This is a genomic window from Streptomyces alkaliterrae (genome assembly GCF_007097205.2).
GTDB classification, from domain to species: domain Bacteria; phylum Actinomycetota; class Actinomycetes; order Streptomycetales; family Streptomycetaceae; genus Streptomyces; species Streptomyces alkaliterrae.
Window position 1 is genome coordinate 1 of sequence record NZ_VJYK02000180.1, and the last position, 11532, is coordinate 11532.

Annotated in this window: 10 protein-coding genes; 1 reads left to right on the top strand and 9 read right to left on the bottom strand. The window is 73.5% G+C overall.

Features of this window, described 5'->3' with window-relative positions; translation table 11 throughout:
* From FNX44_RS17035 to FNX44_RS17060, 6 genes are all read right to left on the bottom strand, one after another.
* Window positions 1-1233 (bottom strand): DUF6716 putative glycosyltransferase (locus FNX44_RS17035; protein ID WP_143649123.1); only part of this gene is annotated, 1233 nt, incomplete at its 3' end.
* 184 nt (window positions 1234-1417) lie between these two features.
* Window positions 1418-1918 carry a gluconokinase gene (locus tag FNX44_RS17040; protein ID WP_143649129.1) on the bottom strand — a complete coding sequence of 167 codons (501 nt, stop codon included), beginning with the start codon at window positions 1916-1918 and terminating at the stop codon, window positions 1418-1420.
* Window positions 1919-1974: 56 nt separating this feature from the next.
* The gene (locus FNX44_RS17045) at window positions 1975-2484 is read right to left on the bottom strand and encodes a macro domain-containing protein (protein WP_181353347.1); all 510 of its coding nucleotides are present in this window, start codon (window positions 2482-2484) and stop codon (window positions 1975-1977) included.
* 140 nt (window positions 2485-2624) lie between these two features.
* Window positions 2625-3074, bottom strand: a complete 450-nt coding sequence (locus tag FNX44_RS17050) for an SRPBCC family protein (protein ID WP_143649124.1) — start codon at window positions 3072-3074, stop codon at window positions 2625-2627.
* A gap of 189 nt (window positions 3075-3263) precedes the next feature.
* The gene (locus tag FNX44_RS17055; protein ID WP_143649125.1) at window positions 3264-4199 is read right to left on the bottom strand and encodes a phosphotransferase family protein; all 936 of its coding nucleotides are present in this window, start codon (window positions 4197-4199) and stop codon (window positions 3264-3266) included.
* 73 nt (window positions 4200-4272) lie between these two features.
* A complete protein-coding gene (locus FNX44_RS17060; protein WP_143649126.1) occupies window positions 4273-5715 on the bottom strand; it encodes an amidase in 1443 nt (480 codons plus the stop codon).
* A gap of 329 nt (window positions 5716-6044) precedes the next feature.
* Between FNX44_RS17060 and FNX44_RS17065 the strand changes: the two genes are divergently transcribed.
* The gene (locus tag FNX44_RS17065; RefSeq protein ID WP_173019210.1) at window positions 6045-7016 is read left to right on the top strand and encodes a L,D-transpeptidase family protein; all 972 of its coding nucleotides are present in this window, start codon (window positions 6045-6047) and stop codon (window positions 7014-7016) included.
* Between the two features lie 579 nt (window positions 7017-7595).
* On the opposite strand, the gene FNX44_RS17070 is transcribed toward FNX44_RS17065, so the two are convergent.
* The 3 genes from FNX44_RS17070 to FNX44_RS17080 form a co-directional block, all read right to left on the bottom strand.
* A complete protein-coding gene (locus FNX44_RS17070; RefSeq protein ID WP_143649127.1) occupies window positions 7596-9083 on the bottom strand; it encodes a hypothetical protein in 1488 nt (495 codons plus the stop codon).
* Window positions 9080-9727 carry an RNA polymerase sigma factor gene (locus tag FNX44_RS17075; protein ID WP_143649132.1) on the bottom strand — a complete coding sequence of 216 codons (648 nt, stop codon included), beginning with the start codon at window positions 9725-9727 and terminating at the stop codon, window positions 9080-9082. The genes FNX44_RS17070 and FNX44_RS17075 overlap by 4 nt, the downstream gene beginning before the upstream one ends.
* Before the next feature lie 418 nt (window positions 9728-10145).
* On the bottom strand, window positions 10146-11532 hold a 1387-nt coding region (locus FNX44_RS17080; RefSeq protein WP_143649128.1), incomplete at its 5' end, for a beta-N-acetylhexosaminidase.

An 11532-nucleotide genomic window follows, 5' to 3' on the forward strand; every position in this document is an offset into this window, starting at 1 on the left:
GGCCTCGGGCGGCTCGGCGCGCGGGGCGCCGTCCGGTGCGAGGCCGTGCCGCGCGAGCACTCCGGGCAGGTAGCCGGGCGCGGTGGTGGGGGTGTAGTAGGGGGCGATCGGCGGCAGTTCGCCGCGACCGAGCAGTTCGGCGACCCGGGCGCGGGCGGCGTCGAAGGCGGCCTCGTAGGGGCTGTCGGAGACGACACCGTGCCCGGTCGTCCACTCGAGGTCCGGGGTGGGCAGCCGGCCCTCGTCGAGTTCGTCCCAGGAGACCAGGCAGCCGGAGCCGACGAAGTGGTGGTTGCCCAGCGACTCCCGGATGCCCAGGTCGGTCAGGATGCCGGTCGGGATGCCCCGGTGCAGCGACTCCAGCGCGGCGGTGGAGCTGACGGTGACCAGCAGGTCGGTGCCGTCGAGCACCTCGCCCATGTGCCCGTAGACCAGCCGACAGTTGCCCGGCAGGCCGCCCGGCAGGCGCTCGGCGAGCCGCTGGTAGGGCAGCTCCTCCACGTGGGTGGTCTGCTCGCCGGGTTTGCTGCGCAGCTTGATGAGGACCTGGCGGTCCGGGTATCGCCTGGCGTGGTCGACGGCCCGGTTGAGCAGGTGGAGCCGGCCCTCCCGGTCGGCGGGCACCGAGGGCTGCACGGCGAAGGTGACGGTGAACGGACGGGCCGCGTCCGGCGCGTAGGGCTTCCCACCGAGAAACGGGAGGGCGCATTCCACAACGGATTCCGGCGCCGCGCCGACTCCCCGGTAAACGGAACGGAAACGCTCGGCGTCCTCCCGGGAGTTCGCCAGCACCAGATCGGCTCCGCTCCGCAGGAGCAGGCCGTCGGTGAGCTTTTCGTAGACCACTCCGACGTATCCCGTGACCAGTACCGGACGCGGCCCGTTCTCCCTGGGCGTGGAATTCCACCGGTGTGCAAGGCCGTGCAGCATCGCCTGCACGGTGCCGCCGACACAGGAGAGCACGACCAGGTCGTAGTCACCCGCCACCGAAAGGAACTCCGACACCGTGACCTCGCGCAACGAGGCGGCCGGGAGGCCGACTTCACGCAGTTGGCGCGGGGTCGGCGTGGCCCGTCCGCGCAGCAGGAGGCCGTCGACGCCCACGGTCGGGTCGACGTCGGGAACGAGGCGCTGAGCGGTCAGCCCGCCCCATTTCCAGCGGGTGTCGGAATCGGCGAGAACGGCGATCCGCCAGGATTGTTCGCCGCGCTCGGTATCGGTAGGTGATGGCACGTCGCCGACGTTAGAGGCGCAAGCGACTGAATGGCCCAACGCCGTGGCAACGGCGGGTTAACAACGGATCGACGAACAACCAACCGGCGTGACCACGCCCGGAATTAACCTCCTTTCCCGACGCCGTTCACCTGCCGGACGCCGGGCGGGGCCGGGAGCCTTCGGAGAACGGGACCGGGAGCGTTCAGAGAAGCCGTACGGCGGCGGCCGCCCGGGCGGCGAGCGACCGCGAATCGTCCGAGACGTCCAGCTCCATGCCCGCCTCGTCGGACTCCAGCGGTTCGAGGACGGCGAGTTGTGAGGCGAGCAGGGAAGGTGGCATGAAGTGGTCACGCCGGCCTGTGAGGCGTCTGGTGAGCAGCGTCTGGTCGCCGACGAGGTGGAGGAAGAAGAGGCCGTTCCCGGCGGCGGCGCGCAACCGGTCCCGGTAGGACCGCTTCAGTGCCGAACAGCCGACAACGCCGCCGACCACGCCCGCGGCGCCCGCGGCGGCGCCGCGGGCGGCCGCCCAGCGGCCGATGGCGTCCAGCCACGGCCACCGGTCCGCGTCCTCCAGCGGCGTGCCACGGCTCATCTTCGCGATGTTCGTGTCGGGGTGGAAGTCGTCCGCGTCGGCGAAAGGCACGCCAAGGCGTTCGCCGAGCAGCCGACCGACGGTCGTCTTGCCCGTGCCGGTGACGCCCATGACCACCACGACCCACCGCCCGGTGGCGGCCGAGCCCGCGTCCGCGCCCGGCCCGCTCACGTCCCCACCCGGTCGGCGCACGGGCGACCGGGCGCCTCCGGCCCCGGCGCGGGAAGCGTCTCCAGCTCCGCCGGGACGTAGAGGCGGACTTCGAACGGCGCGCCCGCCAGCCGCTCCCGGACCGTCTCCCGCAGCCACGCCCACTCCAGGCCACCCTCGCCGCACCCCAGCGCGGGTATCGCCACACTGCCGAGCCGTAGCTCGGCGGCCACCTCGACGAGGCTGTCCAGACCGGCGCGTATGTCGCCCGGCCGGGCTCCGGAGCGCCAGTGCCGCTTGGTGGGGAAGTTCAGCACCCAGCGGCGCTCCCCCACCGCGACCGGGAACACCCGCCCTGCCCGGACCTCCCCTGCCGCGCAGGCGCGGACGTAGACCTTGGACATCTCCGGGTAGGCGCTCTTGAAGCGCAGCGCCAGGCCCTTGCCCATCACTCCGACCGTGTTGACCGGGTTCACCAACGCCTGGGCGTCGTCCCGCAGCAGGTCCCCACTCCGCTCGACCAGCACAGCCCCTCCTCCACGTACGGTCGACAACCAGTCAAGCACCGGGCACCGACAACGGGCCGGAACGCGCGGCCGCCGCCCGCACCGGCGATCGGTGCGGGCGGCGAGGCCAGGCCACGGGCGGCGCCGGGGCGCCGTGGTGGTCAGACGGTGCCCCGCCAGCCGCCGCTCTCGGCGCCCCGCGCCTCGATGTACTTCCTGAACCGCTCCAGGTCACCACCGGCCCGGCGCCGTACGAAGCCGAGCTTGTCGCCGACGGTCTCGGCCAGGCCGTCAGGGTCGAACTCCATCTGGAGCATCACCTTGGTCCGGTCGGCGTCCAGCCGGTGGAAGGTCACCACTCCCGCCTGCCTCGCCTCGCCGGCCACGGTCGTCCAGGCCACCCGCTCGTCCGGGATCTGCTCGGTGATCCGCGCGTCGAACTCCCGCCGCGTACCGCCGATGTCGGTCACCCAGTGGGTGAGCGTGTCGGTACGCTGCTCCACTCGTTCGACACCCTCCATGAACCCGGGGAACGTCTCGAACTGCGTCCACTGGTTGTAGGCGGTGCGCACCGGAACGGCGACCTCCACGGACTCCTCGACCTTCGACACAGTGTCCTCCTCTCCCTCGTTCGCGGGAGGATTCCGTTTCCTCCCGTGCGCCACGCGTACCCGACGATCGGCGGCTTATGTCTCAGCCTTGCCCCGCCGGTCTCCGGGCTGCCCACGGCCTCGGGCCGCCCCACGGTCTCGGGCCGCAACCGGCCTCGGGCCGCAACTGGTCTCGGGCCGCTACCGGGCTCAGGGCGCGGTGACGCCGAACCAGCGGTGGGCGAGTTCGTCGAACGTCGTGGCGTCGCCCGGCGGGATCTCCCGCGAGAACCACGGGAGGTGGCAGTGGCGGTGCAGCAGGGTGTACGCCATCGCCACCCGGGGAATCGCCGCGATCTCCCGCTCTTCGAGCCCGTAGGCGGTCAGGAAGGCGTGCAGCAGTCCCGCGTCGCCACGGGTGACGAAGAGGCCGACCGCGACCAGGTCGTACTCGCGGGCTCCGCGCATCGAGGGCTCGAAGTCCAGCAGCCCGGTGACCGTCCAGCGCTCACCTTCCCGGCGGCCGTGGACGTGCACCGGCATGAACTCGGTGTGCAGGAACACCGTTGGCCCGGCGGGAAGTTCCACGGCCGCGAGGAAGTCCGGGATCTGCCGCAGCCAGGCGGCAGGCGTGCCGAGCTCCCGCTGGCGGGCCACGCAACCGGCGGCCTGGTCCTTCACGAACGTCGCCCAGTCGGCCGGGCCGAGGTCGTCCGGTGGCGGGACCGCGTGGGTCGCGGCGAGCGCGCGGCCGAGGAATTCGACCACCCGACGGCGTTCGGCGGCGGACAGTCCCGGCCAGGCCCGGGCCAGACTCTCCCCGGGCAGCCGGTCCATCAGCAGGACGCCCCACCCCTCGACTACCTCGGCGGCCCGCACCTCCGGCACCGCGACCGGCAACCGGCCGTGCAGGGCCCGCAGTGCGGCGCTCTCGACTCGCAGTTCGTCGACGTACGGCGGCGGGTAGAGCTTCAGGACCAGTTCCTCCCCCACCGCGTACACCGGGAGTGAGCCCTCCTCGAACGGCTCCGGCCGGGCGCCGGGCACCCCCAGCCGTTCACACAATCGAGTGACGGCCGGTCGCAGCCGCTCGGCGTCCAACTCCTGGCACTGCTCCTCGGTGAGGACGTGCGGTAGTCCGATCATCCGGCCAACGTGTCCGAACGGGCGGCCGTCGGCAACCGGATATCCGCGGGGTGTGCCGGGCGTCTCTGTCCGTTCAGCTCCCGGGGACGGCGGTGGGCAGTGCGGGTGGCCGTGCCTCGAACCAGCGGCGGTCGTCCTCCAGTTGGGCCGCCAGCGAGATCAGCAGCGGTTCCGAGCCGGCCGGCCCCAGCAGCTGCGCGCCGACCGGCAGCCCGGCCGCCGTACGGCCCGCCGGTACGTTGACGCCCGGCCAGCCCAGCACGTTCCACGGCCACGCGTACGGACAGTGGGCGATCATCGCCCGGTCCGTACGCCAGCCGGAGAGCCGGGCCATGCTGCCGACGGGCGGTGGCGGGGTGGCCGTGGTCGGCGCGAGCACGACGTCGTGCTCGCGGAAGAGAGCCCCGACGCGGCGCCGCAGCGGGCCCTCGGCCGCGCGGGCCAGCCGCAGCACGGGCCCGCCCAGCAACCGGCCGGTCGCGGCGGCGGCCCGGGTGCGGGGGTCGAGCAGCGCGGGGTCCGGCACCCTGCGGGTCCAGTCCCGGATGCCGGCGGTGGCGCGCGGTACGAAGGTCACGCCGATCGGGCCGTAGCGCGGTTCGGCCTCGGCCACCTCGTGGCCGAGCGCGGCCAGCCGTTCGGCCAGCGCGGTCACCGCCGCGCGGACCTCCGGGTCCAGTCGCTTGGGGGTCCCGGTGAACGCGGCCCGGGTGGACAGCGCGATCCGCAGCCGACCGGGTTCCCGGGTGGCCGCCTCCCGAGCGGCCACGGGCGCCGGACGGTGCAGGTCGCCGACGGTGTTGCCGGCAGCTGCGTCGAGCAGCAGCGCCGCGTCCGCGACGGTTCGCGCCAACGGGCCGTGGCAGGTGATGCCGTGGAACGCCTCCGCGTCGGGCCAGGTCGACAGTCGGCCGCGCTGCGGCTTGATGCCGACGAGATGTGTCCACGCCGCGGGGATGCGCACCGAACCGGCGCCGTCCGAGCCGAGCGCGGCGGGCACCAGCCCGGCCGCCACGGCGGCGGCCGAACCGCCGGAGGAACCGCCGGGGGTGTGGTCGAGGCTCCACGGGTTGCGGGTCTCCCCGAACGCCGGTCCCTCGGTGAACGGCCACTGGCCGAGCTCCGGGCTGTTCGTCTTGCCGACGATCACCGCACCGGCGGCTCGCAGCCTGCGGACGACCTCGGCGTCGGCGCGTTTGACGGGGAACTCGCCGGGGCAGCCGAACGCGGTCGGTTCACCCGCCACGTCGGTGTCGTCCTTCACCGCGAGGGGAACACCGAGCAGCGGCAGCCGCTCCCCCGCCGCCAGCCGCCGGTCGGCCTCCTCGGCCTCGGCGAGGGCGCGTTCGGCACGGACCAGGCGGAAGGCGTTCAAGGTCGGCTGCCCGGCGGCGATCCGCCGCAGCGACTCCGCGACCAGTGCCCGGGACGTCGTCTCACCGGCCGCCAACGCGGCGGCCTGGACGGTGAGCCCCGTGAAGGCCGTATCGGGCGGGTCTACGGCGGACGAGGCCATGGCGGGTTCCTCCCGTTCTGCGACGGTTGGTACGGGCGTCGCCTGTTCGGCGGCCCTGCTCGGACGCCCGTTCGGGCGAGTTGGCGTCTGCCGCGGGCCATTCCCCGCCCGACGGTCGCCTCAAACCAACTCGTTGGGCGGAGAGCTCCGGGGGCAACTCCCGGCCGGCCAGGGCTTCGACCGGAAATCGTGCTGTGCCCGCCCCGGGGACGGGTAAGGCTCGGGTGTCACGACTGCGTATCAGCCGCCGCCGACGGGGAACTCTTCGGACGGGGGCGGCGTCTGCCTGGCCACAGGAAGACACGTCGCGAACGAGCAGGGGGTCGGGGATGAGGCTGAGGTCCAGGGCGTTGAGCACGATGTGCGGCGCGATCGCCGTACTGGCCCTGACCGTGGGCTGCGAGGGCGTCACCGTGGACACTTCCGGCGCCGGCGAACCCAGCAGGGCGGCGGCGGGCGTCGACGGCGCCGACGACACGGGCAAGAACGGCGACAAGGACCCACGCGCCGCGACGAGTCAGCCGCCGGCCGACCCGAAGGAGCCGGCGGGCGCCAGGGAACCCGAGGCGGTGCCGTCCACTCCGACCACCCCGGACCCGGCGACCTCGGCACCGGGCTCTGCCACGCCGAGTCCCACCCCGACCCGCCCGGCGATCGACACCCGAGGCCCGGCGCCGCTGCTCGTCGAGGGAAGCGAAGGCCGGCACGTACGCGAGGTACAGGCCAGGCTCCAGCAGTTGGGACTTCTCCAGCGGAACCCCTCCGGCTACTACGGCACGTTGACCAGCGGTTCCGTCCGGGAGTTCCAGAAGCAGCGGGCGCTCGCGCAGACCGGGACGACCACGCCCGAGACGTGGCGCTCGCTGAGGGACCGCACGACCACGCCTACCGCCGCCCAGCTCAACCCGCAGACGAGCTACCCGATCGCCGACCCGGACAAGCGCTGCACGACGGGCCGGGTGCTGTGCATCAGCAAGGAGAGCCGGACTCTCGCGTGGATGATCGACGGCAAGGTCATGGCGGCCATGGACGTGCGGTTCGGTTCCCAGTACACGCCCACGCGTGAGGGCACGTTCAAGGTCGACTTCAAGAGCCGCGACCACCACTCGACGCTGTACGACACGCCGATGCCGTTCGCGATGTTCTTCAGCGGGGGCCAGGCGGTGCACTACTCGGCCGACTTCGCCGCCGTCGGCTACAACGGCGCTTCACACGGATGTGTGAACGTGCGGGACCGCGAGAAGATCGCCAAGGTCTTCGACGAGGTCCGGGCGGGCGACAAGGTCATCGTCTACAGCTGAGCGCGGCGGACGACTTCGTCAGGGGCGGATCGGCCACGGCCGGTCCGCCCCTGACGTTCGCGGGAACGTCGGCCGTTCGGGAAAAGCGGAACGCCGCCCGTCCGATGAAACCGGAGGAGCGGCGTCGAGAAGAAGGAAGAAGGGGCGCGGGCGGGATCGGGGGAACATATCCCGCCCGCGCCATCGCGCGGACCCGCAGGTACGGGGGGAACCTCGGGTGGCGCGCTCGCCGATGACCAGTCGGCTCACTCTGTACTGCGTCACCCCCTCGAAAAGTGTCACACCCTCGTCCGCGGCGGTCCCGCGACGAGCTGGGACGGATGTGAGAGGGGCGGCCCCGGGGCGTGTCCTCGCGCCGGGCAGGTCGTGTCGCGGGGGCCGTGACGAACGGGCCGACACCAGCTCTGACCAGTGGAAACGGGCTGCCGGGGAGACGCGTGAGCGACCGGGGGCGGGGTGTCGGTCGGGATGTGACGGGCGCGGCCCGAGGGGCGGCGGAGGGTCGCCGTGCGAGCTGAATCACTCTTTCGGGTGAGTGCGCAAGGGTCGGCGGCCGGGGTCAGACCCCCTGGCGGATCGTTACTGCGTCACCACAACGGGTACGTCGACGCCCCTGCCGGGGCGGACCTCAGCGCCGCCGGGCCGGCCGTCGCCCTTCGCCGGGCGGCCATCGCCCTTCCCAGGGCGCTCGACGCCCGGCCCAGGGCGCTCGACGCCCGGCTTCGGACGGCTGCCTCCGGGACGCTCGACACCCGGCTTCGGACGCTCGACGCCCGGCTTCGGACGCTCGACGCCCGGCTTCGGACGGTTGCCTCCGGGACGCTCGGCGCTGGGCGGGGGCGGCACGTCGTCGCCGTCCTCGAAGCCTCCGTCGCCCCCCTCCAACCCGTCACCGCCCTCCAACCCGTCACCACCTTCGAGCCCGTCGCCACCTTCGAGCCCGTCGCCGCCCTCCAACCCGTCACCGCCCTCGAGTCCGTCACCGCCCTCGGCGCCGCCGCCGGCGCCGTGGTCCTCGCAGTAGCCGTCCACCTGGTGTGCGCCGCCCGCGGCCCGCTGGAGTGTCCTGAGCTTTGTGGCGTCCAGCCGATCACGGGCGAACGCCTGGCACAGCGACATGACGGTGCCCGGGTCGACATTGCCGCCGGTGGGCGGCGCGTCGACGACCGGGGGCCAGCGGTCGGGGTTGGTGGGCAGGGGGCGGCCCGGTTCGGTGCGGTGGGGCCAGGTGCCGAACGCGTCGTCGTCCGGCAGGGGGCGCTCGCCGCCGCCCCGGGCGGCGCCGGCCACGTCTCGGGTGTCGCCGTACCCGCCGCCGGTCGAGCCCGCGGGCTTTCCGTCCGGTCCTTCGTCCGGGTCTGATCCACGACGGTCGGGGTGTCCGGGGCGGTCGCCGTCCTCGCGGTGCCGCTCGTGCGGTCCGCGCTCTCCGTGCCCGTCTCCCGGGTCGCCGTCGGCCTTCCCCGGCGGCACGCCTGTCACACCGCTGCCGGGCACCTCCACCGAGGTGGCCCCGCCGCCCGGGCGTGCGGGGTCTCCGCCCCCGTCGGAGCCGAAGGGGCCGGGCAGGAAGCCGCTGGTCGCCGCCATCGCGGCGCCGCCCAGGGCGCAGCCGGCCAGCGCCATGGCCAGACCGGCGCGCAGCGGTTTGCCGGGCATGCGGGAGAGTGCGCGGCCCCGGGTCGTCCCGGGGCCGGGTGCGAGGCCGGCGCCCGGGGCGCGGGCCTGGCGGAAGGCGGCGAGCGCTTCGGCTTCGCCGGGCAGCTCCGTGTCCGTCGGCGGCCGACGGTGCTCGTCGGCCAGCCCGTCGAGGGCGCGGATCAGCCCTCGCGCCGGCTCGCGTTCCTCCGGGGAGACAGCGGCGGAGACACCGGCGGAGTCGGCGGCTGGGACATCGGCCGAAGCATGGGCGCTCGCGCCCGATTCGCCCGTTGCGTCCGGATGCGCGCCGTCGGGCGCGGGGGTGTCGTCGAGGGGACGGACCGAGGTGTCACCGACGGGACGACCGCGCAGTAGTCTCTCCGCGGCCTCGTCGTCCAGCCAGTCGTAGCGGTCGTCAGCCCTCACGTACCCCTCAGCGTTCGGGCGACCCTCGGCGTCACAGTGAGCGCCTGGTCCCATCGCTGATCTGGAATGGTTCCGTCCACGCCGGCCGGCTCGCCCTCGCCGTCCAGGAGCTCCGCCAGCCGCCGCAGTCCGCGGTGGGCGGCGGTGCGTACGGCGCCGGGGCGCTTGCCGAGCACCTGGGCGGCACTCTTGGCGTCCAGGCCGACGACCACGCGCAGCACGACGGCCTCGGCCTGGTCGCGGGGCAGCCGGGAGATCAGGGCCATTGTGCGTCCGGTGCCGAGGGCCTCAAGGGCCTCGTCGGCGGTGTCGGCGCCGTCCGGCATGCCGGTGAGTTCGCTCTCGTCGGCCCCGGCGACGGGGCGGCGCCCGCGCGCCCTGATGTGGTCGAGCGCCCGGTTGCGGGCGATCCGCGCCGTCCAACCGCGGAACCTGTCGGCGTCGCCGGTGAACCGCTGGAGGTCCCTGGCTATCTGGAACCACGCCTCCGACGCCACGTCCTCGGCGTCCGCGTCCGGTACGAGCGTCCGGACGTAGCCGAGCAGCCGTGGGTGCACGGCGCGGTAAACGGTGCGGAAGGCCGCTTCGTCGCCTTCCTGCGCCGCGCGAACCGCGGCGGTGAGTTCCGCCTCGTCCCCCTGCACGCTTCCTGCCCTAGGTAGTGAGGTCTGCCTGGTCTTGCCCCTGGCCGGGCGCGCGTTGTTCAAGCTTCGACAATCCTTGTGCGCGATCAGAACCGTACGGCCTGAAGTAGGTCTACGTCCATGCTCCCCGATGGAAGATGTACTTGCAGATGTACGTGCAGATGCGATTACACCGGGGCGGGTCGCCGTCGAGTAACACATTGTGGGGCGCCGGCGCTGAGTGGAGTACGGGCCTGCCTGCGCAGTCCGTACTCGACGGCGGCCGGGGTCTCTCCTGTGGGGGGTGGCGACCCCGGCCGTCTTCGCGTCCGCCTCCGGGACGCGCGCGAGTCCTGCCGCAGGGCGGCACCGACTGGCAGATCACACACCTTCCCCGCAACCCCCACCTTTCAGCCATACAGGTGCTGACCTGCGGGCTTCACTCCACCTTCCGGGCGAGCTCCGCGAAGTCCGGCCACGGCGCCTCGGGCGGACGCGGGTCCCACACCCGCTGGGCGAGCGCCCGCAGCGGCAGCCGTATGCCCGCCGCGACCTCCTCGACGGTCTGCGCCCCGGCCCGGTCGCACCACACCGCCAACCGAGCGCCGCGTATCCGATCCGGCCCGGCCAGCTCCGCCGGCACCGCCCGGGACCCCCTCAGCACCGCCGGCGACCACTCGCGGTAAATACGCTCGCCGGTCGGATAGATGAAGTCGTGCGGCTCGCCCAGAACGTAGTAGAGGTACTCATCATTGAAGTTGACGAGGCTCCACCCCTCCCGCAGGTACTCCTCCGGCTGCCGGGCGCCGATCTCCTTGCCCGTCCAGTACGCCACCTCGCGGCCCGCACTCGGCTTCACCACACCACCGGCGTGCATGCCGTCGTTCCAGACCTGCGGGGTGTAGCCGAGGGCGCGGACGGTGGCGGCGCGGTCGTTCAGCCACGCGGTGGCGAGGTCCGCGACGCCCGCGCCGGCGCCGAAGCGCTCCCGGGCGATGCGGTGCAGCCGGGGATGGTTGGCCTCCGGGTCGGAGGCGGTCAGCGGGCGGTACTCGTCGCCGCCCAGATGCCAGTACGCGCCGGGGAAGAGGGGCGCGTACTCCCGCACCAGCCGGTCGATCAGCCGACCGGACTCCGGGTTCCCTATGTCGATGGCGCCGGGCACCTCCTGCCCGGCGGCGTTGCGCAGCTTCAGCTCCGGGTGCGCCTCCAGCACGGCGCCGAGGTGGCCGGGTGAGTCGATCTCCGGCACGACCGTGACGTGCCGGGACCGGGCCAGCCTGACCAGTTCCCGTACCTCCCGCTTGGTCAGGTGCCGCTCGGCGACCATCTCCGGGCTGGTCTCGCTCTCGATGCGGAAGGCCTGGTCGTCGGAGAAGTGCAGATGGAGCTGGTTGAGCTTGAGGTCGGCCATCTCGCGTATCCGGTCCGCGAGCCAGTCGGCGGGGAAGTGCTTGCGGGCTATGTCGACCATCAGCCCGCGCTGGGCCCGGTCCGGGCGGTCGCGCACGGTCCCCTCGGGCATCTCGCCGCGCTCCCGGACGGACTGCAGGAGGGTCCGGGTGCCGTAGAAGACACCGGCCCGCGCACTGCCCCGGATGCGTACCCGGTTGTCCTCGGTGGTCAGTTCGTAGCCCTCCCGCCCGCCGGGGGTGTCCGGGCTCAGGGCCAGCTCGACGTCGCCGGGACCGGCGTCGCCGTCGCCGTACTCCAGGTCCAGTTCCCCGGCGAGCAGCCGCGCCTCGTCCTCCAGCGGGCCGCCGCGCTCGGCGACCACCCGGCCGCCCCCGACGGGCCGCCAGCCCGGACCGCGCCCGGCCCGCCAC